Origin of the sequence: Amycolatopsis sp. cmx-4-54 (genome assembly GCF_046548895.1) — a bacterium.
Classification (GTDB): Bacteria; Actinomycetota; Actinomycetes; order Mycobacteriales; family Pseudonocardiaceae; genus Amycolatopsis.
The window spans coordinates 599,644-624,411 of record NZ_JAEBEJ010000001.1; the positions used below are offsets into that span (position 1 = coordinate 599,644).

Annotated in this window: 24 protein-coding genes; 9 read left to right on the plus strand and 15 right to left on the minus strand. The window is 68.9% G+C overall.

Features of this window, described 5'->3' with window-relative positions; all coding sequences use genetic code 11:
- Positions 1-75 precede the first annotated feature (75 nt).
- A complete protein-coding gene (locus ACLJQ7_RS02990; RefSeq protein ID WP_410646570.1) occupies positions 76-1,074 on the minus strand; it encodes a LacI family DNA-binding transcriptional regulator in 999 nt (332 codons plus the stop codon).
- A 161-nt stretch (positions 1,075-1,235) separates the two neighbouring features.
- Here ACLJQ7_RS02990 and ACLJQ7_RS02995 point away from each other — a divergent pair, with 161 nt between their 5' ends.
- The 6 genes from ACLJQ7_RS02995 to ACLJQ7_RS03020 all read left to right on the plus strand — a co-directional run bounded on the left by ACLJQ7_RS02995 (position 1,236) and on the right by ACLJQ7_RS03020 (position 9,557).
- Positions 1,236-2,303, plus strand: coding sequence for an ABC transporter substrate-binding protein (locus ACLJQ7_RS02995; protein ID WP_410646571.1), 1,068 nt, complete (start codon positions 1,236-1,238; stop codon positions 2,301-2,303).
- Between the two features lie 2 nt (positions 2,304-2,305).
- Positions 2,306-3,781, plus strand: a complete 1,476-nt coding sequence (locus ACLJQ7_RS03000) for a sugar ABC transporter ATP-binding protein (RefSeq protein ID WP_410646572.1) — start codon at positions 2,306-2,308, stop codon at positions 3,779-3,781.
- Between the two features lie 200 nt (positions 3,782-3,981).
- Complete coding sequence (locus tag ACLJQ7_RS03005; protein ID WP_410646995.1) at positions 3,982-4,938, plus strand: ABC transporter permease; 957 nt, start codon at positions 3,982-3,984, stop codon at positions 4,936-4,938.
- Positions 4,935-5,927 carry an ABC transporter permease gene (locus ACLJQ7_RS03010; protein WP_199745489.1) on the plus strand — a complete coding sequence of 331 codons (993 nt, stop codon included), beginning with the start codon at positions 4,935-4,937 and terminating at the stop codon, positions 5,925-5,927. Before ACLJQ7_RS03005 ends, ACLJQ7_RS03010 begins: the two co-directional genes overlap by 4 nt.
- A gap of 9 nt (positions 5,928-5,936) precedes the next feature.
- Positions 5,937-8,660, plus strand: coding sequence for an AbfB domain-containing protein (locus ACLJQ7_RS03015; RefSeq protein WP_410646573.1), 2,724 nt, complete (start codon positions 5,937-5,939; stop codon positions 8,658-8,660).
- Between the two features lie 144 nt (positions 8,661-8,804).
- Positions 8,805-9,557, plus strand: a complete 753-nt coding sequence (locus ACLJQ7_RS03020) for a LysR family substrate-binding domain-containing protein (RefSeq protein WP_410646574.1) — start codon at positions 8,805-8,807, stop codon at positions 9,555-9,557.
- Between the two features lie 50 nt (positions 9,558-9,607).
- Here the strand turns inward: ACLJQ7_RS03020 and ACLJQ7_RS03025 are convergent, their stop codons facing one another.
- The 5 genes from ACLJQ7_RS03025 to ACLJQ7_RS03045 form a co-directional block, all read right to left on the minus strand.
- Positions 9,608-9,781 carry a hypothetical protein gene (locus tag ACLJQ7_RS03025; RefSeq protein WP_410646575.1) on the minus strand — a complete coding sequence of 58 codons (174 nt, stop codon included), beginning with the start codon at positions 9,779-9,781 and terminating at the stop codon, positions 9,608-9,610.
- 158 nt (positions 9,782-9,939) lie between these two features.
- Positions 9,940-10,290 (minus strand): DUF5997 family protein, encoded by a 351-nt coding sequence (locus tag ACLJQ7_RS03030; RefSeq protein ID WP_410646996.1) that lies wholly within the window; start codon positions 10,288-10,290, stop codon positions 9,940-9,942.
- Between the two features lie 75 nt (positions 10,291-10,365).
- A complete protein-coding gene (locus ACLJQ7_RS03035) occupies positions 10,366-10,629 on the minus strand; it encodes a PASTA domain-containing protein (protein WP_410646576.1) in 264 nt (87 codons plus the stop codon).
- A 33-nt stretch (positions 10,630-10,662) separates the two neighbouring features.
- Positions 10,663-11,688 (minus strand): DUF1648 domain-containing protein, encoded by a 1,026-nt coding sequence (locus ACLJQ7_RS03040; protein ID WP_410646577.1) that lies wholly within the window; start codon positions 11,686-11,688, stop codon positions 10,663-10,665.
- Entirely contained in the window at positions 11,685-12,080 is a 396-nt protein-coding gene (locus tag ACLJQ7_RS03045; RefSeq protein ID WP_410646579.1) for a GntR family transcriptional regulator, read from the minus strand. The genes ACLJQ7_RS03040 and ACLJQ7_RS03045 overlap by 4 nt, the downstream gene beginning before the upstream one ends.
- A gap of 79 nt (positions 12,081-12,159) precedes the next feature.
- Between ACLJQ7_RS03045 and ACLJQ7_RS03050 the strand changes: the two genes are divergently transcribed.
- Positions 12,160-12,513 carry a hypothetical protein gene (locus ACLJQ7_RS03050; protein WP_410646580.1) on the plus strand — a complete coding sequence of 118 codons (354 nt, stop codon included), beginning with the start codon at positions 12,160-12,162 and terminating at the stop codon, positions 12,511-12,513.
- A gap of 160 nt (positions 12,514-12,673) precedes the next feature.
- Here ACLJQ7_RS03050 and ACLJQ7_RS03055 read toward each other — a convergent pair whose 3' ends face one another.
- Complete coding sequence (locus ACLJQ7_RS03055) at positions 12,674-13,168, minus strand: hypothetical protein (protein WP_410646581.1); 495 nt, start codon at positions 13,166-13,168, stop codon at positions 12,674-12,676.
- A 220-nt stretch (positions 13,169-13,388) separates the two neighbouring features.
- Here ACLJQ7_RS03055 and ACLJQ7_RS03060 point away from each other — a divergent pair, with 220 nt between their 5' ends.
- On the plus strand, positions 13,389-14,525 hold the full coding sequence (locus ACLJQ7_RS03060) for a serine hydrolase domain-containing protein (RefSeq protein ID WP_410646582.1): 1,137 nt from the start codon (positions 13,389-13,391) through the stop codon (positions 14,523-14,525).
- Between the two features lie 77 nt (positions 14,526-14,602).
- On the opposite strand, the gene ACLJQ7_RS03065 is transcribed toward ACLJQ7_RS03060, so the two are convergent.
- Both ACLJQ7_RS03065 and ACLJQ7_RS03070 read right to left on the minus strand, forming a co-directional pair.
- Positions 14,603-15,346 carry an isocitrate lyase/phosphoenolpyruvate mutase family protein gene (locus tag ACLJQ7_RS03065; protein WP_410646583.1) on the minus strand — a complete coding sequence of 248 codons (744 nt, stop codon included), beginning with the start codon at positions 15,344-15,346 and terminating at the stop codon, positions 14,603-14,605.
- Entirely contained in the window at positions 15,343-16,371 is a 1,029-nt protein-coding gene (locus ACLJQ7_RS03070) for a sigma-70 family RNA polymerase sigma factor (protein WP_410646584.1), read from the minus strand. The genes ACLJQ7_RS03065 and ACLJQ7_RS03070 overlap by 4 nt, the downstream gene beginning before the upstream one ends.
- A gap of 396 nt (positions 16,372-16,767) precedes the next feature.
- Here ACLJQ7_RS03070 and fusA point away from each other — a divergent pair, with 396 nt between their 5' ends.
- Positions 16,768-18,804, plus strand: coding sequence for an elongation factor G (gene fusA / locus ACLJQ7_RS03075; RefSeq protein ID WP_410646585.1), 2,037 nt, complete (start codon positions 16,768-16,770; stop codon positions 18,802-18,804).
- A gap of 96 nt (positions 18,805-18,900) precedes the next feature.
- On the opposite strand, the gene ACLJQ7_RS03080 is transcribed toward fusA, so the two are convergent.
- The 6 genes from ACLJQ7_RS03080 to pdhA form a co-directional block, all read right to left on the minus strand.
- Entirely contained in the window at positions 18,901-19,674 is a 774-nt protein-coding gene (locus ACLJQ7_RS03080; RefSeq protein ID WP_410646586.1) for a PE-PPE domain-containing protein, read from the minus strand.
- A 70-nt stretch (positions 19,675-19,744) separates the two neighbouring features.
- Positions 19,745-20,095 carry a VOC family protein gene (locus ACLJQ7_RS03085; protein ID WP_410646587.1) on the minus strand — a complete coding sequence of 117 codons (351 nt, stop codon included), beginning with the start codon at positions 20,093-20,095 and terminating at the stop codon, positions 19,745-19,747.
- A complete protein-coding gene (locus ACLJQ7_RS03090) occupies positions 20,049-21,320 on the minus strand; it encodes an MFS transporter (RefSeq protein ID WP_410646588.1) in 1,272 nt (423 codons plus the stop codon). The genes ACLJQ7_RS03085 and ACLJQ7_RS03090 overlap by 47 nt, the downstream gene beginning before the upstream one ends.
- Before the next feature lie 81 nt (positions 21,321-21,401).
- On the minus strand, positions 21,402-22,595 hold the full coding sequence (locus ACLJQ7_RS03095) for a dihydrolipoamide acetyltransferase family protein (protein ID WP_410646589.1): 1,194 nt from the start codon (positions 22,593-22,595) through the stop codon (positions 21,402-21,404).
- The gene (locus tag ACLJQ7_RS03100; RefSeq protein WP_410646590.1) at positions 22,588-23,586 is read right to left on the minus strand and encodes an alpha-ketoacid dehydrogenase subunit beta; all 999 of its coding nucleotides are present in this window, start codon (positions 23,584-23,586) and stop codon (positions 22,588-22,590) included. The genes ACLJQ7_RS03095 and ACLJQ7_RS03100 overlap by 8 nt, the downstream gene beginning before the upstream one ends.
- Positions 23,586-24,674 carry a pyruvate dehydrogenase (acetyl-transferring) E1 component subunit alpha gene (pdhA, locus tag ACLJQ7_RS03105; RefSeq protein ID WP_410646591.1) on the minus strand — a complete coding sequence of 363 codons (1,089 nt, stop codon included), beginning with the start codon at positions 24,672-24,674 and terminating at the stop codon, positions 23,586-23,588. The genes ACLJQ7_RS03100 and pdhA overlap by 1 nt, the downstream gene beginning before the upstream one ends.
- Positions 24,675-24,768: the final 94 nt, after the last annotated feature.

Genomic DNA, 24,768 nt, shown 5'->3' on the forward strand with positions numbered 1-24,768 from the left:
ACGACTTACGCATTTCGTCCTCTGAATGCGGTCTATGCACGCGCAACTACCGCATTCAGAGGACGAAATGCGGGGTCAGGCGATCGTGCTGTTCCGGATCTCCAGCGAGAACGGCGTCTGGACGTCTTCCGGTTCCAGGTCGCTGCCGCCCGCGATACGCCGCCGCAGCAGGTCGACCGCCGCCCGCGCGATCGCCGCCTTGTCCGGCGCGATCGTCGTGAGCGAAGGCAGGCTGTACGCGCTCTCCTCGTTGTTGTCGAAACCGACGATCGCCATGTCCGACGGCACCTGGACACCGCGTTCGGCCGCGGCGCGCAGGGCACCGATGGCGAGAAGGTCGTTGAAGCAGAAGACCGCGTCGGGCGGATCCGGCAGCGCGAGCAGATGCGCCATCGCCTCGGCGCCGTTGGCGCGGTGGTAGCGCAGAGCGGGCAGGACCAGTTCGGGAATGGGCGCGATCCCGGCCTCTTCGAGCGCGGAGTGGTAGCCCTCCAGCCGTTGCGCGGCCGTGTGGCGTTGCGGGTGCGCGCCGATCGCGGCGATCCGGCGGCGGCCGAGCGAGATCAGGTGCCGCACCGCGATCCGCGCGGCCTGGACGTTGTCGATGCCCACATGATCTATCGGGACGTCGACGACGTGCTCGCCGAGCATCACCAGCGGCACGCCCGGCGCCAGATCCTCGAAGTCGTTGGTGTGCAGCGCTTCCGGGCTGATGATCGCACCGTCGATCAGATGCGGGCCGAGCGCGGACAGCGCGTTGCGCTCGCGCTCCCTGGTACCGAGAGTCTGTTCGATGAGGACGTTCCACTCGTGTTCCTGCGCCGCCTGCAGCACCAGCCCCGCCAGCTCGCCGAAGTACGGGATGCTCAGCTCGGGCAGCATCAGCCCGAGGAACCCGGTGCGGCCGCGACGGAGATTGCGGGCACCGAGATTGGGACGGTATCCGGTCGACGCCAATGCCTCCTCGACGCGCTTGCGGTTCTCCGGCTTGACGAAGTCGTAGCCGTTGACCACGTTCGACACGGTCTTGACCGAGACGCCCGCAAGCTTGGCGACGTCCTTGAGCGTGGCCACCCTCGCTCCCCTCTGCAGTGCTCCGGCACAGATCCGGCACAGCCTAGCCGCGCGAACGGCGGATTTACAACGTTGTACCAACGATGTAAATCTGGCATCGTCCTTACGAGTGACATGGGTCACCGCAGACCCGTGTGCTCGACTTCCCCGAGGAGCGATCGATGTCCCTGCCCATCCGCCGCACCCTGCTCCTGGTGACCGGCCTCGCGCTCGCGCTGACGGCCTGCACCAGCCGCGAGACCCAGCAATCCGCCCCGTCGGGGGCGGGGCCGGCCGCTTCGGCGGCGCCGAACCAGGCCGCCGGGCCGGGATGCGCCCGCGAGAAGACCGGCTACCCGCAGGTGGACGTGAAGAACGCGGTCATCGGCTTCTCCCAGTCGGAGAAGGAGGCGAACCCGTTCCGCATCGCCGAGACACAGTCCATCAAGGACGAAGCGACGAAACTCGGTGTCCCCGCGGACAAACTCCTGATCACCAACGCGCAGAGCGACCTCAACAAGCAGGTCAGCGACATCAAGTCGCTGCTGGACCGGGGCGCGCAGCTGCTCATCGTCGCCCCGCTGAACTCCGACGGCCTGCAGCCCGCCCTCGACGCGGCGAAGGCCAAGAAGGTCCCGGTCATCACGATCGACCGCAAGGTGACCTCCCAGCCGTGCACCGATTACCTGACCTTCGTCGGATCCAACTTCGTCGAGCAGGGCAAGCGTGCCGCGCAGGAGATGGTGAAGGCCACCGGCGGCACCGGCAAGGTCGCGATCCTGCTCGGCGCGTCCGGCAACAACGTGACCACCGACCGCACCAAGGGCTTCAAGGACGAGATCGCCGCGACCACGGGGATCCAGATCGTCGCCGAGCAGACCGGCGAGTTCGACCGGTCCAAGGGCCAGGCGGTCATGGAGCAGCTCATCCAGAGCCACCCCGAGATCACCGCCGTCTACGCCGAGAACGACGAGATGGGCATCGGCGCGGTCACCGCGCTCAAGGCCGCGGGCAAGACGCCGGGCAAGGACGTCAAGATCGTCTCGATCGACGGTACCCGCAACGCCGTCCAGCTCATCGCCGACGGCAGCTACAACGCGGTGATCGAGTCCAACCCGCGCTTCGGCCCGCTCGCCTTCTCCACGCTGCAGGACTTCGCCGCCGGCAAGGAGATTCCGCCGACCGTGGTGATCTCTGACGACCAGTACGACTCGGCGAACGCGGCCCAGAAGCTCGGGAACGCGTACTGACGATGGAACCGGTTCTCGAGGTCGAAGGCGTGACGAAGACGTTCGCCGGGGTGCGTGCGCTCGACGACGTGTCGTTCGCGCTGCGGCCGGGCGAAGTGCACGCGCTGGTGGGGGAGAACGGCGCCGGCAAGTCGACGCTGATCAAGGTGCTCACCGGCGTGCACAAGCCGGATTCCGGCACGATCCACGCGCGGGGCGTGATCTCCACGATCTACCAGGAGGTCAACCTCATCCCGCTGATGAGCGTGGCGAGCAACGTGTACCTCGGCCGCGAGCCGAGGAAGCGGTTCGGGCTGGTGGACTGGGCGCGGATGAACGCCCAAGCGGCGGCGCTGCTGAAGGACTACGGCATCGACGCCGACGTCCGCCGTCCACTCGGGACACTCGGGGTCGGCGCGCAGCAGATGGTCGCGCTGGCCCGCGCGGTGTCGGTCGACGCCGACGTCGTGATCATGGACGAGCCGACGTCCTCGTTGGAGCCGCGTGAGGTCGAGACGCTGTTCGAGGTGATCGGCAGGCTGCACGAACGCGGGATCGCGATCGTGTACGTCAGCCACCGCATGGACGAGCTGTACCGGATCTGCGAACGGGTGACGGTGCTGCGTGACGGCAAGCGGGTCCACACCGGACCGCTGGCCGATCTGCCGCGGCTGGAACTGGTGTCGATGATGCTCGGCCGCAGTGTCGGCGACATTCGTTCGCACGGCGCGACGGCCTTCGAGGGCGACCACGAGGCAGGCCGGGAGCCGGTACTGCGTGCGGAGAACCTCACCAGCGGCAACAGGCTTGGCGGGGTCTCGGTGACGATCAAACCCGGCGAGATTGTCGGCCTCGCGGGGCTGCTCGGCTCCGGAAGGACCGAGACCGCGCGCGCGATCGTCGGCGATCTGCCGTTGTCCGGTGGCACCGTCCTCGTCGGGGGAAAGCGGGTCCCGCAAGGGAACGTGGCCGCCGCGATGCGCGCGGGGGTCAGCATGCTCGCCGAAGACCGCAAGACCGAGGGCATCATCCCGCATCTCTCGGTACGGGAGAACATCGTGCTCGCCGCGTTGCCGAAGCTGTCCCGTTTCGGCCTGGTCAGCCGTGCCCGCCAGGACAGGATCGTCGACACGTTCGTGAAACGCCTGCGGATCAAGGTGTCCAGCCCAGATCAGAAGGTCGCCGAACTTTCCGGTGGCAATCAGCAGAAGGTGCTGCTCGCCCGCTGGCTCTGCACCGAACCGAAAGTTCTGCTGCTCGACGAGCCGACCCGGGGGATCGACGTCGGCGCGAAGGCGGAGGTGCAGGCGCTCATCGACGAACTCGCGAAAGACGGGCTCGCCGTCCTGCTGATCTCCTCGGAGATGGACGAACTCCTCGACGGTGCCGACCGGCTGATCGTGCTCAAGGACGGCGCGGTGGTCGGCGAACTGGCGGGGGACCAGCTGACGCAGGACCACGTGCTGGCCGCGATCGCCTCGGGCGGCGCAGATGACTAGTGGTCACCATCGGATGTCCTCCGAGGGTCTCGACGGCCCAGCTTCCCGCTGGACGCACGGCCGCGAGGCCCGAGTACAACCCGGTACGAGGCCCTCACGGCCGCACGCCCAGCGGAAACCTGGATCCGCCGAACACCCCCGAAGGACATCCGATGGCAACCACTAGCACCCAGCGAAGAACGGAGGAACCGGGACCCACCATGACGGATACGGCGAAAACGGTGGACCGGACCCGGGCGGCGCGGTGGCTGCAGGAATACGGCGTGTACGTCGCCGTCGTCGCGCTCGTGCTGTTCAACGTCGCGTTCACGGCGAACTTCCTGACCGTCGGCAACTTCCGCACCCAGCTCATCCAGGCCGCGCCGGTACTGGTGGTCGCGCTCGGGATGGCGCTGGTGATCGGCACCGAGGGCGTCGACCTGTCGGTGGGCGCGGTGATGGCGCTGTCGGCCGCGCTCGTCCCGCTGTACCTCGGCTACGGAACGCTGCCCGCGGTCGCCATCGCGCTCGCCGCGGGGCTGGCGGCGGGGGCGTTCAACGGCGTACTCGTGGCCAGGGTCGGGATTCAACCCATCGTGGCGACGCTGGCGTTGCTCGTCGGCGGGCGCGGGCTCGCGCTGGTGCTCGCCGACGGCCAGCTGATCCAGTTGCACGATCCGGGTTTCCTCGCGCTCGGCACCGGCGAGGTACTCGGGATCCCGGTGAGCGTGCTCATCGCGGCCGTTCTTGCCGTGCTGATGGCGGCACTGGTCGGGAAGACGGCGTTCGGCAGGCGGCTGGTCGCGATCGGCGGCAACCGGCGGGCCAGCGTCCTCGCCGGGCTGCCGGTCACTCGCGTCCTCATCGGTGTCTACGCGATCTGCGGGCTGCTCGCGGCACTGGCCGGGGTGCTCTCCACCGCCCGGCTCGGCGCCGGCGACCCCGCGGACGCCGGCCTGCTGATGGAATTGTCCGCGATCACCGCGGTCGTGGTCGGCGGCACGCCGCTGACCGGAGGCCGGGTCCGCATCCTCGGCACGGTGATGGGTGTCCTGCTCATGCAACTCGTCCGCGCCACGCTCATCAAGCACAACCTGCCGGATTCGACCGCGCAGATGATCCAGGCCGCGATCATCGTCGGCGCGGTGTACGTCGCACGGGAACGGAGCAGCCGATGACCGCGGCGCCCACGATGGCCGCGCAGGACTCCACGCGGCGCGAGCTGATGACCGGAGTGCTGCAGAAACAGGGCGCGGCGATCGCGCTGGTACTCATGGTCGCCGTCGCGTGGCTGCTGTTCCCGCGCTTCGGCAGCCTGGACAACCTGCGTGACATCGCGTTGCAGAGCTCGTTCCTCGCCATCATCGCGCTCGGGATGACGTTCGTGATCATCACCGGCGGGATCGACCTGTCGGTGGGATCGGTCTACGCGCTCGGCGGGGTCCTCGCCGCCTACGGGTCGCAATGGGGATTCCTCGTCGCGCTGCTGCTGCCGCTGGCGGTGTGCGGGCTGATCGGCCTGATCAACGGGTTGCTCGTCGCGAAGACTGGGATGGCACCGTTCATCGTCACGCTGGCGTCCCTGCTGTTCGCCCGCGGGCTGCTGCTCGCGATCACCTCCGAGGGCGCGACGACGTACAAGATCCCGGAAGGTGAAGCGTTCGTCGAACTCGGTCGCGGCACCCTGTTCGGGTTCGGTTATCCGGTGTTCATCGCGGCGGCGCTCTGCCTGGTCGGCGGGCTGTTGTTGCGGCGGACCCGGTTCGGGCAGTCGGTGTTCGCGACCGGCGGCTCGGAGCAGTCCGCGAAACTGATGGGACTGCCGGTGGCGCGCACCAAGGTCACCGTCTACGTGATGAGCGGCGTCCTGTCCGGGCTCGCGGGCGCGCTCACCGCGGCGTACCTGCAATCCGGTGTCACGGTGATCGGGGTCGGCCTCGAACTGGACGCCATCTCCGTCGTCGTCATCGGCGGCACCCTGCTGACCGGCGGAATGGGCACGATTCTCGGAACTGTCATCGGTGTGGGCATCCGAACGGTCATCCAGAACGTCATCAACCAGATAGGAACTCTCGACAGCAACTACCAATCGGTGGTCAGCGGCGCGTTCCTCTTGGTGGTCGTTGTGCTGCAACGGTCATTGGCCCGTACGACCGCCCGGAGATAGGGAGATCGCATGCACCGAAGAACCGCGCGCGCCCTGAGCGTCGTGGCCGGTCTGCTGGCCGCCGCGACGACACTCGTCCCCGTCGCCCAAGCCGCTCCCGTCCCGCTGCCGACCCCGTGGACGGACCAGGTCTCCCCGTCGAACGCGTTGCCCGAGTACCCGCGTCCGCAGCTGGTGCGCTCGGAGTGGCTCAACCTCAACGGAACCTGGGGTTTCACCGGCGCGCCGAACCTGAATTCGCCGCCGATCGGCAGGCCGCTGGGTGAGAACGTCCTCGTGCCTTACCCGATCGAATCGATGCTTTCGGGGATCAAACGGCACGAGGACACCATGTTCTACCGCCGGACCTTCACCGTTCCGTCCACATGGGACGGTCGCCGGGTGAAGCTCAACTTCGGCGCCGTCACCTGGGAGACCAGGGTGTGGGTCAACGGGACGGCGGTCGGGAGCCACACCGGCGGTTTCGACGCCTTCTCCTTCGACATCACCCCGGCGCTCAAAGCGGGGGAGAACGAGATCGTCGTCGGCGTCGCGTCGCCGGTCGACGGAAGCCGGTACCCGGTGGGGAAGCAGCGCAAGACGCCCGACGGCATCTTCTACACGGCGGCGTCGGGGATCTGGCAGACCGTCTGGCTGGAACCGGTGCGTGCCGAGCACATCACACGGCTCGACACCACCCCCGACGTTCCCGGCGGCGCGCTCGACCTCGTCGTCCAAGGGACCGCCGGGCAACAAGCCACCGCCGAAGTCCTTTCGGGTGGTCAAGTGGTCGGGACCGCCACCGGTGCCGTCGGTTCCCGCCTGCGGGTCCCGGTGCCGAACGCGCGGCTGTGGTCACCGGACGATCCGTTCCTCTACGACCTGCGTGTCCGGCTGCCGGGAGGCGACGTCGTCACCGGGTACTTCGGTATGCGGTCGCTGGGCAAGGCGATGGTCGGCGGCGTGATGCGGCCGCTGCTCAACGGGAAGTTCGTCTTCCAGCTGGGCACGCTGGACCAGGGATACTGGCCGGACGGGATCTACACCGCGCCGACCGACGAGGCACTGCGCTTCGACCTCGAACGGCAGAAGGCGCTGGGCTTCAACATGGTCCGCAAGCACATCAAGGTCGAGCCCGCGCGGTGGTTCTACCACGCGGACCGGCTCGGGCTGATGGTCTGGCAGGACATGCCGTCGCTCGACTCGGTCGACGAGGTCCCGAACGGGCACGCGAACTTCGAGTCCGAACTGCGGCGGATGATCGAGCAGCACAAGGGCATCACGTCGATCGTGCAGTGGGTGCCGTTCAACGAAGGCTGGGGCGAGTACGAGGCCGGCCGGATCGTCGATCTCGTCCGCTCGATCGACGACACCCGGCTGATCAACCACAACTCCGGCTCGAACTGTTGCGTATCCGATCCGGATCCGGGCAACGGTGACGTGATCGACGATCACGCGTATCAGATCTCCACCGGTACGAGGCAACCCGACGCACGCCGGATCGCCGTGCTGGGTGAGTACGGTGGGCTCGGCAGGCGCGTCGCCGGGCACGAATGGGAACCGGGCAAGGGTTTCGCGTACGGTGCCCTGTATCCGGACGAGACGTCGCTGACCAACCGGTACGTGGAGATCACCAAGCAGGTCGGCCGGTTCGTGCACGGCCGCGGGCTTTCCGCGTCGGTCTACACCGAGCCGTACGACGTCGAGAACGAGGTCAACGGCTTCTACACCTACGACCGCCGCGTGCTGAAGATGACCGAGGCACGGGTCCGCGAGATCAACCAGAAGGTGCTCGCCATCGCCAAGGGCACCGAGGTGGGCCGAGGCGAACTCGTGTCGTTGCGGGTCACCACGGCGGGGTACACGGATCGCTATCTCCGGCACCAGGACGACTTCGTGAGGACTGACGTCCTTGGCGAGGGCAGCGCGGACCTCGCCAAGAAGGACGCGACGTTCTGGGCTCGCCAGGGGCTGGCCGACGCGTCGTGCCTGTCGTTCGAGTCGCGGAACCATCCCGGGCATTTCCTGCGGCACGCGTCGTCGCGAATCCGCAAGGACGCGAACGACGGATCGGCCCTGTTCGCCGGCGACGCGACCTTCTGCGCGAGGGAAGGCGCCGGCGGAACGGCTTTGGAGTCCTTCAACCAGCGCGGCGCGTACCTGCGGCACTACGCCGCGACCGTCTATCTGGCGCGCAGCGGCGGGCCGAATCCGTGGGACACGCCGTCGAGCTTCGCGGCGGACACGGCGTGGGCGGCGTCGGTCCCGCTCTGGCGCAGCGGCGCGGATCTCCCGCTGGACCAGGCGCGTTCGTTCAAGGTGACCACGCCCGGCTTCACGGACCGTTTCCTGCGGCATCGTGACGGTCTCGCGCGGACGGACGTGGTGAACGCGGGGAGCGCGGCGTTGCTGAAGGCGGATGCGACGTTCGTCGTGCGGCGCGGTCTCGCGGATCCGTCGTGCTACTCGCTGGAGGCGCGCAACTATCCGGGCCAGTTCCTGCGGCACGCGGACTTCCGGGTGCGGCTGGGCGGAAACGACAACACCGACCTGTTCCGGAAGGACGCGACGTTCTGCGCCCAGCCGGCGGTCGGTGGAGTCCGGCTGGCGTCGGTGAACGAGCTGGGCACGAACATGCGGCATTACGCCGAGGAGGTCTACGTCGCCACCAGCGGCGGTGGCCACCCGTTCGACAACCCGGTCTCGTACGACCAGGACCTGACCTGGGCGGTCTCCGCGGCTTGGGCTCCGTAGCGGGTCTCGTGCCGCGGGTTCCCAATGTCGCGTCAGGGACGCTCATCGTCTCCGATGCGACATTGGGAACACTGGACCGTGCCGCGAAGGTGGTCATCGCCGGTCCTGGAGCCCTTCATCGATACTCCCGGTAACCTTGCCCCCATGACCGGCCCGGACACACCCGCCTCCTTCAAGCTCGCGTACGTCCCCGGCGTGACGCCCTCGAAGTGGGTCCGGATCTGGAACGAGCGGTCGCCCGGCGTCCCGCTCGAACTCGTTCAGACGACCGCGGCCGAGGCCGCCGCGCTGGTCCGGGAGCGCGAGGTCGACGCTGTCCTGCTGCGGCTCCCGATCGATCGCGAGGGTCTGCACGCGATCCCGCTCTACACCGAGACGACCGTCGTGGTCGTCCCCAAGGACCACCTGGTCGCCGCCGCGGACGAGGTCTCCGTCGACGAGATCGCCGACGAAATCGTGCTGCACCCGCTCGACGACACGCTGGACTGGGACGCGCCGCCGGGGAAACCCGCGCTGGAGCGCCCCGCCACCACGGCGGACGCCATCGAGCTGGTCGCCGCCGGTGTCGGGCTCCTCGTCGTCCCGCAGTCGCTCGCGCGGCTGTACCACCGGCGTGACCTGACCTACCGCCCGATCTCCGGCACGCCCGAATCCGGTGTCGCGTTGTCCTGGCCGGACGAAGAGACCACCGACCTGATGGAGCAGTTCATCGGGATCGTGCGCGGCCGCACGGTCAACAGCACGCGCGGGCGGCAGCAGGCTCCGGAAAAGCAGGCGCCCGAAAAGAAGACCCCGGCGAAGAGCAAACGCCCCCAGCCCGCTGGCCGGAAGCCGCAGGCCGGAAGTCGCCGCGCTCCCCAGGGCGGAAAACGCGGCAAGCCCCGTCGTCGCGGTTAGCCGCGGGCCGGGGTTGCGAGCCGGAGTTGCGAAAGCCACTTTCGCAACCTTCAACGTTGCGAAAGTGGCTTTCGCAACTCGGACGAACTCATGGCGCTTTGCCGATCCGCCACGGCGACGACCGCGGTCACGACCTTGCGAATCACGTCGCTTTCATCGCTGTCACGGAGGATGGCCCCGATCGACGTGGCCGGATCCACCAGGTCCCACGGGGTGTCGTCCACCAGCCAATGGACAGCGTTCGTGAGGTCCGGCCATCGGGTGTCCCGGCCCGCGCCGTCCAGTGCCGGAGGTTCTGCCGCGAGCACATCTGCGTTTCGGTCGGTCCAACACCTTGAGCCGCCCGGGTTTTCGCAACGCCTCCGGCCCGGCGAGTCGTCGGTCAGCTGTCGCTGCGGGCGGCATTGAGGCGCGCCTCCTCCTTGCGGACCTCGGCCTGAGTCTCGCGCTCCCGCTTCAGCCAGTCGGGGTTTTCGTTCTTGACCGCGTCGATCTGCTCGGTGGTGAGGGCGCCGGTGATCCCGCCGCGCGCCAGACCGCTGATCGAGATACCCAGCTTCGCCGCGATGACCGCACGCGGGTGCGGCCCGTTGCGGCGCAGTTCCCGCAGCCACTCGGGCGGCTCGGCCTGCAGCGCGTTCAGTTCGTCGCGGGAGACGACACCCTCCTGGAACTCCGCCGGGGTTGCCTCGAGGTACACACCCAGCTTCTTCGCCGCTGTCGCGGGCTTCATGGTTTGAGGGGTCTTGTGCGACGTCATTCCCTCAGGGTAACGAGCGGCCCGGGCACCGCCGATCACACCCGGTGATCAGCCCTCGGCCTGGTCTTCGAGAAGGTTCGGCGGGGGACGCCGCGGCTCGCGGACGCCGGCGGGGTCACCGCCGCCGGTGATCCAGACGGTCACCACGCTCCACCGCGGTAGCCGCGTCCCGGCCGCGGGCACCTGCGCGACAACCTGGCCGTTCAGCAGGGGATGCGGGCTGTCCGGATCGGGGCCTTGTACCGACAGGCCCGCGTCATGCCCGGACAGCCAGGCGTCGAGCGCCTGCTTTCCCACGAAGTCGGGCACCATGGCCACGATTCCTCACCCGCGAGCAGGGTACCGTCAGACGCCCTTCGCCGGGAGGGTCACGACACCGAATCCGGCGAGCACCCCGGTCACGCCGACGGCGGCGAGGACGACCCAGGCGATCGGATGCCCGAGATTGAGCGTCCAATAGGTCCCGACCCGCCGGTGCACCAGGAGCGCGGGGTCGTTCCGGTTGAGGTAGACCATGCCTGCGGCGTGCCAGTGGCGGTCGTCGTCGCGTTGTTCGTACCGGGTCTCCGGTTCGTCGCCGCTGGGTGACAACCGGTGCCCGGCGTCGCCCGCCCGGACGGAGAAGACGATCCACGCGATGAAGGCGGCGAGGAGGGGCAGGTAGCCCACGATCGTCGTCGGCCCCGTCGTCTCGACGACCTCCCACAGTTGGAGCGAAACAACGAGCATGGTCGCGTTCACACAGCCCGCGGAGATCAGCAGCAGGCTGAGCACCCCGTGCAGGTACTCCCTGTACCGCGAAGCCGACGCCGACGGCTGCGCGGCGTCGATCTCGGGCCTGGCCCGGGAAATCGCGATGGTCAGGGGCGGGATCAGCACGAGGACCAGGAGCTGCGTGAGGACCGTCGAGAAGTCCGCCGTGCCCTCCGCCATGCCGATGACCGCCGTGACGACGGTCAGCAGCACCGCCGGCGTCAGCAGAATCCACTGTGGACGGACGGGGTCGGAGCGCAGGGAGGTGTCGGTAGTGACCGCCTGACGGGTCCCGGCGTACCAGCCCTCCGCGCGTTTCACGGCGGCGATCGAACGGCCGGCCAGTCCGCCGAGCGCCGAATACATCACGACGAGACCGACCAGGACGACCTCGGGTGCGAGCCGGTCGATGAGAACGACGGCGCAGGCGGCGACCGCGCCCGCCGCTATCCCGCGGTTGTAGCGGCGCCGCGCGAGGAGGATGACGGCCTCACCGGTGCGCCGGGCCGGGACCCGCACGCCGAACGGGAGGGTCGGCCGCGCCAGCGCGGGTGCCGAGGCGAAGGCGGCCGCGGTGAACGCGATCAGGGCTAGGTTCAGCCAGAGCGGTCCGGTCATCGCCGGGCGCTCACAGCGAACGAGTCCAGTACGGACCCGCACCGGCTGGTCACCTCGCGCGGGCTCAGGCCCAGAGCGACGGCTTCGGCGAGCAAGGTGCGCAGGCGCTCCTGCCATTCGTCCGCGTAGCCGTCTTCGGCCGGACCGGAGGACGCGTCCCGCCGGACGACCGCGCCGGTCTTGCGGTTGATGCGGATGAAGCCCTGCGTCCGCAACAGGTCATAGGCCTTGTTGACGGTGTGGAAGTTGATCCCGAGATCGGCGCCGAGTTGCCGGGTGGAGGGCAGGGCGCTGCCCTCGGCCAGCACGCCGTCGGCGACGGCTTCGACGATCCGGTCGCGGATCTGCTGGTAGATCGGAACCTCGCTGTCGAGGTCGAGAGTCAGCAACACCTCGCAAGGATATCTGCTATACACTCGCTATAACAACTACATCAGATGGCTATGGAGGGAAGTGGTCACGATGGCGACGATGGACATCACCGAGGACGGCGTGCGGGTGAGGTTCTCGGCCTGGGAGCGGCTGGCCGTGTGGCGCGGCGAAGTGGTCGTGCCGCTGGCGGCGATCAAGGTCGTCGAGCAGGTCGACGCGCCCTTGCGGCGTACGCGCGGGGGGCGGGCCGGGGCGCTGATCAGCGGAGTGCTGAAGGTGGGTTACTGGGGGCTGGGCGCCGGGATCCGCCAGCTGGTGTCGGTTCGCAGGGGCGTGCCGGGGCTGCGGATCGGAATCGATCGCGCGGTCGCCGGGCTCCCGTTCGACGAGGTGCTCGTCAGCGTGCCGAACGCGGCGGAACTCGCCGACGCGCTCGCGCCGAGCAACGCCTAGCGCGTGTTTCACAAGTCTGTTCGATGTGCTTCGTGATCCAGGTGGTTCCTGACGGTGGGGGCGGATCGGCCTCGTACCGGGTCGTACTCGGCCGCATCCGCCCGTGCCGCCAGGGGCCGCCTGGGCGCGAAGACCGCGAACTTGACTTGTGAAACACGCGCTAGAGGTAGTCGAAGAACCGATCCCACCACGACGGCGGCCGGTCCGGGGGATAGAGGGCGTCGAATCCACTGATTCCGGTGTACCTGGTCCATAGCGGGTGTTCGGGGACGGGCAGGTAGCCGAGTGCTTCCAGTTCGTCCTCGACCCGTCGCCGGACCGGTGCCGGGAAGAACTCCCGTTCCTCGTCTTCGTCGTAGCTGCCCGGATCCCCCAGCGTCACCGCGACGAGGCCACCGAAATTGCTGACGGTGACGGTCACCTGGTCGCGCGCGGAGGTCGCGCTCGCCGGGAGCACGATCCTGCCGAGGTGGCTGGCGTCCTGGACGTGGCGGTCGACTTCGCAGGTGCAGTCGAAACGGCGGCCGAGCCGTTCGGCCAGTCGTTCGAATCGGGCCCGTTCGGCCGGTCCGTCGAAGTCGTGCGGCACCTCCCAGTGGCCGGGTTCGTCCAGCTCTCGCAGCATTGCCCAGGTCTGCTGTTCGTCGAGGGGCATCGTCGCCTCCCGGCCTCGGGTGGTCTAGTCCACTTCCGAACTGACCTTAGCCAGCCGTGACCCGCGCGGACAATGGTGGGACGAATTCTGGTCCGAAAATATTCGCGGACGCTCATGGGTAGCGCTGGCGCTACCCCGGATTCGGCAGTCAGCACTCCTGATCTTCGCGCCCGATCCGGCCAGAGTCAGAGGTGTCGATCCGTTCGAGCGAGGAGTGCGAATGACAGTACGCAAGGGTGTCGTGGTCTTGACGGTGGCGGGGCTGCTGGGCACCGCGTGGACCACGGCGGCGGACGCGGCCCCGGCCAAGGGGCCGGAGCTGCAGAAGGGTCTCGATTCGTTGGTGCGTCAGGAGAAGTTCCCGGCCGCGCTCGCCTACGTGGCAGACGGAAGGCGTGCGACGTCGCTGGTCGCGGGCTCCTCGCGGATCGATCGCCAGGTCCCGGTTCCCCGCGACGGCACGGTCCGGGCGGGCAGCAACACCAAGACGTTCACGGCGGTCGCGGTCCTGCAACTGGTGGCCGAGGGCAAGGTGGAGCTGGACGCGCCGATCGAGAAGTACCTTCCCGGGATCGTGCGTGGCGAGGGCATCGACGCCACCGCGATCACCGTCCGGCAGCTGCTGCAGCACACCAGCGGGCTGCCGAACTACACCGAGTACCTCGGGCTGGAGAACTTCGAGCAGATGCAGCACCGGTACGTCCCGAACCACGAACTGCTCGCCGCAGCCTTGAGTCACCCGGTGAAGTTCGCGCCCGGCACCAAATGGGAGTACAGCAACACCGGCTATCTGCTGGCGGGCATGCTGATCGAGAAGGTGACCGGACGCCCGATCCAGGAGCAGATCACCGAACGTGTGATCAAGAAGGCGGGTCTGAAGCACACGTACTGGCCGCAGGTCGGCGATCAGACCATTCAGGGACGGCATCCGCAGGGGTACGCCATCGGCAACGCCGCCACCGGAAAGGTGATCGACGTGACGGAGCTGGACCCGTCTTGGGGTGGCGCCGCCGGCCAGCTGATCTCGACCCCCAGTGACCTCGGCAAGTTCTTCAAGGTGTTGCTCGAAGGCAGGCTGCTGCCCGCCGCGCAGCTGGCCGAAATGCGGAAGACGGTCGACGCACCCCTGTTCCCCGGTACGAAATACGGCCTCGGCCTGATGAGCAATCCGCTGAGCTGCGGCGGCGTGTACTGGGGACACGGCGGGGACATCCACGGCTTCGAAACCCGCGGTGGGGCCACGGAAGACGGCCGCATCGTCGGGCTCGCGGTGACCGCGATGCCGGGCACCTTCGGCGACGCGGAGAGGGGCTCCAAGGCGGTCATGGCCACCGTGGACACCGCGTTCTGCAAGTGACGGGAGAGACGCGAAAGCCACTTTCACAACGTTCGACGTTGCGAAAGTGGCTTTCGCAACCCCTGAGGGTGCGCCTTCTACAGCCTCTCGATGGCCGTCCGGAAACCCTCCAGCGCGGCGCGATAGAAGCGCGGGCCGTACGACACCCGTGCCACGCCGAGTTCCCGGAGCGCGGTCAGATCCAGTTCCTCGCCGACGTTGCCGTTCACCGGACAGGCGAGTTCGGTGACCAGCGTGGCGAGGTCGTCCCGGCGTCGCACCCCGATCGGATAGACGCAGTCGGCGCCGGCCTCCCGGTAGAGCCTGCCCCGCCGGATGGCCTCGGCAAGTCTTTCCGGCTCCGGGATCCCGCGGTCGCCCAGGAACGTGTCGACCCGGGCGTTGACGACGATCGGGACGCCCGCCTCGGTCGCGGCCGAGCGGATGTCCGCGAGCCGCTGGGCGTGCTCGTCGGCGTCGGCCGGCTTGCCGGTCCGGTGATCGGTGTCCTCCAGGTTGCAGCCGACGGCGCCGGTCTCCAGCAGCCGGTCCACGAATTCCCGCGGCGCCAAGCCGTATCCGGCTTCCGCGTCCACGGTGACCGGCAACGACACCGCGCGGGCGACCCGGCCCGCCGCCGCGAACATCTCTCGCCACGGCGCGCCTTCGCCGTCGGGATGGCCGAGCATCGCCGACACGGCGGCACTGGCGGTGGCGATCGCCGGGAATCCCGCCTCCGCCACGACTTCGGCGCTCGCCGCGTCCCAGACGTTCGGCAGGACGAGCATTTCCCCGCTGTGCAGGGCTCGGAGCGTTTCGGCGCGAGCATTCAGATCGGTCATCGGATTCCTCCACGGAGCGAACGGGGCAGGCCGAAGGCGGCGAGCAGCGAGTTGTCGAGGAACCGGGTCACCGCGATGATCCGGTCACCGGCCAGTTCCAGCACGAGCACGCCGTGCGCGTGGCCGATCGGCGTCCCCGGATCACGGAGGTAGCAACCGAAGGCGGGCTGGCCGTTCGCGCGGGTCGGGATCAGCGAGTACCGGCGGCCGTCGCAGTACGCGACGGTCGCCAAGAAGTGCCCAACGGCGTCCGGACCCTGGTACTCGAGGGGAAGTGGGGGCATGGTCAGCCACGCGTCGTCGGTCAGCAGCGCCACGATGGCCTCGACGTCGCCGGCCTCGAAGGCTCGGGTGAACTCGTCGACGATCCGGCGTTCGCGCGGCGAATCCGGCAGGGGAGCGGTCTCGCGTCCGCCGTCCGGCATCTCCTTGGCCAAGGCCGAACGCGCCCGGCTGAGCGCGCTGGTCACGGCGTTCTCCGTGGTGTCGAGAATCCCGGCCACCTCGGCGGCGCGGAACCCGAGGACGTCCCGAAGCACCAGCACGGCCCGCTGTCGCGGCGGAAGTTGCTGGAGCGCCGCCAGAAACGCGAGCGAGATCGACTCCCTGATCTCGTAACGCGCCTCCGGGCCGGGCACCTGATCGGCGATCCCGTCGAGCAGGACGTCGGGGTAGGGCTCCAGCCAGCTGGGTTCCGGGCGGCGGCGCGACGGCTCGGGCAACGGGACCTCCGGTCGGTAGGCCGCGTGGTCGGGCGGGCGGCGACCGCCCGCCCGCAGCGCGTTGAGGCAGCGGTTGGTCGCGATCCGGTACAACCACGTCCGCACGGACGCGCGTTCCTCGTACGCGTCGATCCCGCGCCACGCGGCCAGCAACGTCTCCTGCAGCAGATCCTCGGCGTCCTGCACGGAGCCCAGGATCCGGTAGCAGTGCACCTGCAGTTCACGCCGGTACGGCGCGACGAGATCACGGAACGCCGCGCCGTCACCGGTCTTCGCCAAGCTCAGCAGCTCGTTGGCCCCCATGCCCGGTTCCTTCCTCCTCCTGTGGTGTCTCTCGAACGGATGGACACCGCCGTCACCGGAAACTGGTCGGTCTCCGCCGAGTTTCCCCCCGGATCCGCGGAAAACCGGTTCCCGGCCCGCGTCTCCGGTGGCTACACTCGCCGCGAATCATCCCGGCGAGGAAGGGCAGGACAGTGCGTCATCACCACGCCGTCGTCGTCCCCTCGGCCCGCTACGAGGTGATCCTCGTGTCTCCGCGCATCCGGTGCCTGCCGCGCGGCTAGCACCGGCCCCGTCGACGAACGCCTGACTTTTCGCGCCCTCTTCCCGTCGCCTTTCGACGGCGAGAGCGCCTGCCCGCGTTCGCCCGAATCGCGCAGTCCGAGCTCCGGAGATCATTTTCGAAAGGCCCGTGCCATGCGCACCGTCCCCCTGTCCGCCGTCCGCAATCTGGGCATCCTCGCTCACGTCGACGCGGGCAAGACCACTCTCACCGAACGGATCCTGTACGTCACCGGCACCACCTACAAACGTGGTGAGGTCCACGACGGCACGACCGTGACCGACTTCGATTCCCAGGAGCGAGACCGTGGCATCACCATCTTCGCCGCCGCGGTCAGCTGTTCGTGGGACGGCCATCTGATCAACCTGATCGACACGCCAGGCCACGTCGACTTCTCCGACGAGGTCGAACGGTCGCTCCGGGTCCTCGACGGCGCGATCGCGGTGTTCGACGGCGTCGCCGGGGTCGAACCGCAGAGCGAATCGGTGTGGCGTCAGGCCGACCGGCACGGCGTACCGCGGATCGCGTTCGTCAACAAACTCGACCGCGCGGGCGCCGACCTGGACGCGGCCGTGGAGTCCATCCGGGAGCGGCTGCATCCGCGCCCGCTGGTGGTCCAGCTGCCGATCGGGAAGGAAGACGGATTCGTCGGCGTCGTCGACCTGCTGCGGATGCGGTCGCTCGTCCGGGCCGACGGCGCCGAGCGGGCGGCGGAAGGACCGGTTCCGGAGTCCCTTGTGGACGAAGCGAACCGGCGCCGCCGTCTGCTCGAAGAGACCGTCGCGGAACTCCATCCGGCCGCGCTGGAGGAGTTCTGCGAGTCTTCGGTGGTTTCGACGGAGACGCTGGTCTCGGCGTTGCGCGAGCTGACCCGTACCGGGGAGGGCGTCGTGGTGCTGTGCGGCTCGGCCTACCGCGATCGCGGTGTGGAGCCGTTGCTGGACGCCGTGGTGGCGTATCTGCCCTCGCCGTCGGATGTCCCGCCGGTCCAGGGTGAGTACGAAGGCAAGGCCCACGAACGGCCCGCCGATCCGTCGGCGCCGTTCGCGGCACTGGTGTTCAAGGTGACCTCGACCGCCACCGGGCGGTTGACGTACCTGCGGGTGTATTCGGGCACGATCCGGACTTCGGAAGCGGTGATGGACGTGGGCAGCGGTCGTATCGAGCGCGTCGGCCGCATCCTGCGGGTCCAGGCGGACCGGCACACCAGGGTGGACAGCGCCGTCGCGGGCGACATCGTCGCGGTGGTCGGGCTGAAGACGGCGCGGGCCGGCGCGACGCTGTGCACACCGTCGGAGCCGCTCCTGCTCGAGCCGCCCGTCGTGGCCGATCCGGTCGTGTCGATCGCCGTCGAGGCGCGGACGGGAACCGACGCGGACCGGCTGATGTCGGCGCTGGCGCGGCTGGTCGAGGAGGATCCGTCGCTGGTCATCCGGGCCGATCGCGAGACCGGCCAGACCCTGCTCTCGGGAATGGGCGAGCTGCATCTGGAGGTGGCGGTGGAGAAGATCCGGCGCGACCACGGCCTCGACGTCGGCGTCGGGCGACCTCGCGTCGCCTTCCGCGAGACGGTGGCCAGCGGCGTGTCCGGTTTCGTCTACCGGCATGTCAAGCAGGACGGCGGCGCCGGGCAGTTCGCCCACGTCGTCATCGACACGGAACCGTTGGAGGAAGGGGAATTCGAGTTCGAGTCCACTGTGGTCGGTGGCCGCGTGCCGCGGGAATACGTCCGCGCCGTCGAAGCGGGTTGCCGTGACGCGCTGGCGGAAGGCCCGCTCGGCGGGCATCCGGTGACCGGTGTGCGGGTCACGCTGACCGACGGGGCCACCCATTCGAAGGATTCGTCGGAGATGGCGTTCCGGACGGCCGGGCGGTTCGCGCTCCGGGCGGCTTTGGCCGCCGGCACGATCACCCTGCTGGAGCCGGTCGCCGAAGTGACCGTGACCGTGCCCGAAAGCGCTGTCGGCGTGGTGCTCGGCGACCTCGCCGCACGGCGGGGCCGGGTGCTGGGTTCGGTGGTGCGCGCGGGAACGACCGTGGTCACCGCGATCGTGCCGCTGGCCGAACTGTTCGGCTACGCGACGCGGCTGCGCAGCCGGACCCAAGGCCGGGGCACGTTCACCGCCCGGCCGACCGGGCACGCCCCGGCGCCGGTGGCACCGGTCCGGTAGCTCGACGATGGCCCGCCCACGACACTGTGGGCGGGCCATCGCCCGAACCGCTGTCACCCGGCGATCGGGCGCCGGGTGACAGCCGTCTTCAGCCGGTCACGCCACCGGCCACGGTGGACGGCAGTTCTGCCGCGGCAACGCGTGCGATCCGTTGGTGTACACGCCGTCCGCGATCGTGTCCTCCATGATCGAGCGGTGATCGGTGGGCCGGGCCCACTGGTAACACAGGTGCTGGGCGAAGTACCCACCCGGCGCTTCGATGGTGTCGAAGTGGCAGACACCGTCGGTTTCGATGCAGTAGCGGATGTACGGGATACCACCGAAGTCGGTGCGGCCGGGACCGAACGACACGTAGCCGCCGAACGGCGACGGCGCCCCGGTACCCGGCGGGAGCACCGCGCTGATCCCGCGTCCCGGCGGGCCGGCGGGCTGCATCGGGTCGGCGAAGATCTTCGCCCTGAACCGCGATTTGTCCACGGCCAGCTTCCCGTCGGCGATGTCGTTGAGCACAAGGTTCGCGACCAGCGCGCCCTGCGAGTAGCCGACGACGATGAATTCCGCGCCGGGGTTCTCGTCGAAGGAGCTTTGGGCGACACGACGGGCTTCTTCGTGCCCGCGCGCGACACTCTGGTCCATCGGCGTCTGGTCGCAGTTCGGTGCTCCGGCGGCCCCTGCCGGGTAGTGGACCACCTTCTTGATCCCGCCCCGCAACCAGGCGTCGTTGTAGACGGTCGCGGCCCCGTCGCAGGTGCCCCCGATGAGGATGTAGTAACGCGACTGGTCGGCCTGTGCCGTCGGGGCGACGGCGCCGATCAGGCCGGCGGCCAGCGCGGCCGCCGCCAGGACCCCCCTGAATTTCTTCACATTCATGCCCCTTTCGTTCGACTACGGTGTGTGTTCGAACGCTAGGGACGAGTCATGAAATTCTGATGAAACCTCCTCAGCGGTGCGCGAGCACGTTGACCACGTGACCACCGGGATCGCGGACGAAGAACCGCCGGACGCCCCACGGTTCGTCGGTCAGTTCGTGCACGATCTCGGCGCCGGACGCCTTCGCTTCCTCGTACGCCGCGTCGACGTCGTCCACCTGGATCGAGACGGCCGGGACGACGGGCGCCGTCTCGTCGTGGGTCATGAGACTCAGCTGCACCTCCGGCCGGTCCGGATCGGCCAGGGTCACGATCCAGCCGTGGTCCATCACCACTTCGAAACCGAGCACCCGCTCGTAAAAGGCTTTCGTCTGCTCAAGTGACTTGGTCTCGAGGTCGGCTACCACTCTCTTGATCGGCATGCGTGGATACTCGCACAGGGGTCCGACGGTTTCGGGGGAGCAGGAGCGGGGTGGCGAGCATGAGCGCTCCGGCGATGCCGACCGCCGCCCGCGGTCCGGTGAACGCCGCGAGCAGGCCCCAGAGCGCGGTCAGCGAGGCGGTGGTGAGTTTTCCGGCGATCGACCAAGCCGACAGCGTTCGCGCCGCGCGGTCGAGGGGGACCTGTTCGAGCCTGCTGGTGGCGAGCACCGGGTTGAACACGCCGATGCAGGTGATCAGGCAGAATTCGACGACGATGACGAGGATCAGCCCGGGAACACCGGGCTGGACGAAGACCAGCCCGACAGGCCAGCAGACCCGCAGCCAACCGGCGACGAAGAGGACCCTGTCGCGGCCGTACCGGTCGACCACGGTCCGGGAGAGCCTCGCCCCGATCAGCCCACCGAGGCAGGGCACGGCGAAGGCGACCGCGTACTCCCACGGAGCGAAGCCGAGTTGCCCGAGCATCAGGACGGCCATCAGCGGCGCGGTCGCCATGATCAGGCCGTTGACCACGATCGTGTTGACGAACAGCGGCCGCAGCAACGGGTGAGTGAGGATGAACCGCCAGCCTTCCCGCAGGTCGCGGCCGGTCAGCCGAGGACCTTCCGGTTTCGCGGGTGGTGGCGGTTCCGAACCACCGACCGCGCGGATCCCGATCGCCGAGAGCAGATAACTGACCGCGTCGGCGGCGATCGTGATCACCGGCCCGAAGAGGCCGACGGCGAAACCGCCCAGCGGCGGACCGAGCACGGTCGCCGTCCAGGTCGTCGATTCGAATCGGGCGTTCGCGACCAGCAGATCTTCAGGTGGCAGCAGGGTTTTCAGGAACGCCCCACTGGCGGCAAGGAACGTGATGTCGGCCGCGGCGACGACGACGGACACGGCGAGGAGTTGACCGAAGCCGAGCAACCCGAACGCATAAGCCACCGGGACGGTCAGCAGTGCCGCGCACCGGATCAGATCCGTCGCGATCATCACCGGCCGTTTGCGGCGGAACTCGACCCAGGGGCCGAGCGGCAGCGCGACCACGGCGCCCACGACCAGACCGGCGGCCGCCAGCAGCGAGACCTCCGTGGTGCCCGCGCCCAGTGCCACGATGGCGATCAGGCTGAACGCGTCGAACGCGAACCTCGTTCCGAACGCGCTCGCCGCGTATGCCGCCCACAGCCAGCCGAACCGTCTCCCCAGCGATCTCCCACCCACTCGCGAGATCAAAGCAAGCCGGGGCTCGCAAGTCGAACAACGGGTCGTTGGCGGGTCACAACCGCGGGTTGTGCGACCCGCTCAGAGCTCCCCGAGCGCGGTGACCGGCGACTCGACGCAGTCGGCGACGAACCGCAGGAATCCGCCGGCGGTCCCGCCGTCGCACACCCGGTGGTCGAACGCCAGGGTCAGCTCGCAGATCTTGCGCGCCACGAGCGCGCCGTCGACCACCCAGGCACGGTCGATGATCCGGCCGATGCCGAGAATCGCCGCTTCCGGGTGGTTGATGATCGCGGCCGAGCCGTCGACCCCGAACACGCCGTAGTTGTTGACCGTGAAGGTCCCGCCGGTGAGGCCCGCCGGACCGAGTTTCCCTTCCCTGGCCTGGGCGGTGCGGTCTCCGATCGCGGCCGAAAGCTCCCTTGTGGACAGCGAGCCCGCGTCGCGGACCACCGGCACGACGAGACCGCGGTCGGTCTGCGCGGCGAAACCGAGGTTGATGTCCCGCAGCTGGACGATTTCGTCGCCCTCGACGCGCGAGTTCAGTTCCGGGTACTTCCGCAGGCCCGCCACGGCGAACCGGGCGACGAGGCCCAAAAGGCTCACCGGGCGATCCGGCGCCGAGGCGTTGAGCGACTTGCGCGCCGCGACGAGTCCGGTCGCGTCGACGTCGACCCAGACCGTCGCTTCGGGGATCTGACGGCGCGAAGTCGTCAGTTTGTCGGCGACCGCCTTGCGAACGCCGGTCAGCGGGATCCGCGTTTCGCCGTCCCTCTGCTCGGGGACGGTGAGCGCCGCTTCGACGTCGGCGCGCCGGATGACGCCGCCCGGACCGCTGCCGGTCAGCTTCGTCAGGTCGATCTTGTTGTCGGCGGCCATCTTGCGGACGAACGGCGAGATCACACCGGGTGCTTTCGACGGCTTTTCGGGAGTCGCGACGACAGTGCGTGTCCGGCGGCGCCTCGTCGTGGTGGTCGTGCCGTAGCCGATGAGGACGTTGCCGCTGCCTTCGCTCGCGGTCGTCACGCCGGGTTCGGTGAAACCGGGCCCGATGGTGAGCAGGGGAGCACCGACCGGCAGTGACTGACCGGGCTCGCCGTGGAGACGGGTGACGACGCCGGCGAACGGCACCGGCACCTCGACCGCGGCCTTCGCGGTCTCCACTTCGACGACGGGCTGGTCGATACCGACGGTGTCGCCCTCCGCGACGAGCCAGGTGACGATGGTGCCTTCGGTCAGCCCCTCGCCGAGGTCCGGGAGCAGGAAGTCAGGCACCGGCCACCACCGGTTCGTCGTTCCACTGCAGCCGGGCGACGGTGTCCAGGATCCGGTCGACGTCCGGAAGCTGATGGCGCTCCAGTTTCGGTGGCGGGTAAGGGATGTCGAGGCCGGTGACCCGCAGGACCGGCGCGTGCAGCTGGTGGAAGCACTGCTCGGTGACCCGGGCGACCACCTCGGCGCCGTAGCCGCCGAACCCGGCGGCCTCGTGGACGACGACGGCGCGTCCGGTGCGGCGCACCGAAGCGGTCACGGTCTCGTCGTCGAACGGGCTGAGCGACCGGAGATCGACGACCTCGACGTCCCAGCCTTCGGCGGTTGCGGCCTCCGCGGTCTCCAGCGCGGTGGCGACCATCGGGCCGTACGCGATCAGCGTGACGTCCTTGCCCTCGCGGCGGACGACCGCGCGGTCCATGGCCGCGCCGTCCCGGGTGAAGGACACGGGTTCCTTCGACCAGTAGCGGCATTTGGGTTCGAGGAAGATCACCGGATCCGGTGAGTCGATCGCGTCGCGCAGGAGGTCGTAGGCGTCCTGGGGAGTGCCGGGCGTGACGACGCGCAGGCCGGGCGTGTGGGTGTAGTAGGCCTCGCTCGAATCGCAGTGGTGCTCGACGCCGCCGATCCCGCCCGCGTAGGGGATGCGGATGACCATCGGCAGCGACAGCGCGCCTCGGGTGCGGTTGCGCAGTTTCGCGACGTGCGAGGTGATCTGCTCGAAGGCAGGGTAGGCGAAGGCGTCGAACTGCATCTCGACCACCGGGCGGAACCCGCCCATCGCCATCCCGACCGCGAAACCGACGATGCCGGATTCGGCCAGCGGCGTGTCGAAACAGCGCTCCTCGCCGAAGTCGGCGGTGATGCCGTCGGTCACCCGGAACACGCCGCCGAGCGGGCCGACGTCCTCGCCGAAGATGAGCACGCGGTCGTCGTCCTTGATCGCGTCCCGCAAAGCGGCGTTGAGGGCTTGTGCCATCGAAATCTCGGTCATCAGGCCTCCAATTCGGCCGCGACCAGCGCCCGCTGGGCGGCCAGCTGGCGGGTCGGAACGGCGTATACGTGCTCGAACAGCGACATCGGATCGGGCTCGACGTCGGCGTTGAGGGTGTCGCGCACCCCGGCGGCGAACGTCTCCGCCTCGGCCCGAAATCGCTCGATATCGTTGCCGGACAACAGGTTCTCGCTGGTCAGGTACGTTTCGAGACGACGCACCGGGTCGGCGGCGCGCCATTTCTCGACCTCGGCCTGATCGCGGTAGCGGGTGGCGTCGTCGGCGTTCGTGTGCGCGTCGATCCGGTAGGTGTGCGCCTCGACCAGCACCGGCCCGAGGCCGGCCCGCGCGTGCGCGACGGCGTCGTCCAGCACCGAAAGGACCGCGACGGCGTCGTTGCCGTCGACCTGCTCGGAGCGGACGCCGTAGCCGACACCCTTGTACGCCAGAGCGGGAGCGGCGCTCTGCTTTTCGAACGGCACCGAGATCGCGAACCCGTTGTTCTGCACGAAGAACACCACGGGAGCCTTGAACACGGCCGCGAAGTTGAGCGCCTCGTGGAAGTCGCCTTCGCTGGTGGCGCCGTCACCGATGAGTGCGAACGCGACGGAGTCCTCGCCTCGTCGCTGCATCGCGTGGGCGAGCCCGGCCGCGTGGAGAGTCTGCGTCGCCAGCGGGGTGCACTGGGGAGCGACACGGGTCTTGGCGGGGTCGTAGCCACAGTGCGCGTCGCCGCGAAGGAGCGTCAGGATCTCGCCCGGTTCGAGCCCGCGGGCGACCAGCGCGACCGAGTCACGGTAGGTGGGGAAGAGCCAATCGGCGTCGGTGAGGGCAAGCGCGCTCGCGACCTGGCAGGCCTCCTGGCCCGCACTCGACGGATAGACCGCGAGACGGCCCTGCTTGGTCAGCGCGGTCGCCTGCGCGTCGAACCGGCGGCCGAGCACCATCAGCCGATAGGCCTCGACGAGCCGCTCGGACGGCGGCTCGGAATAGTGACCGTGCTCGTCGACGCGTGTGCCGTCCTCGGCGAGGAACCGCACCGGGATCCCGGACGGCAGCAACGCGGCGGCAGGGGTCTCCCGCGACATGGCGCAGCACCACCTTTCACAGACATATGATGCTGAGATGGTGGTTTCCGGAGTCCCAGTGTTCAAGAGGTACGGGAAATGAGCGACAAAATGT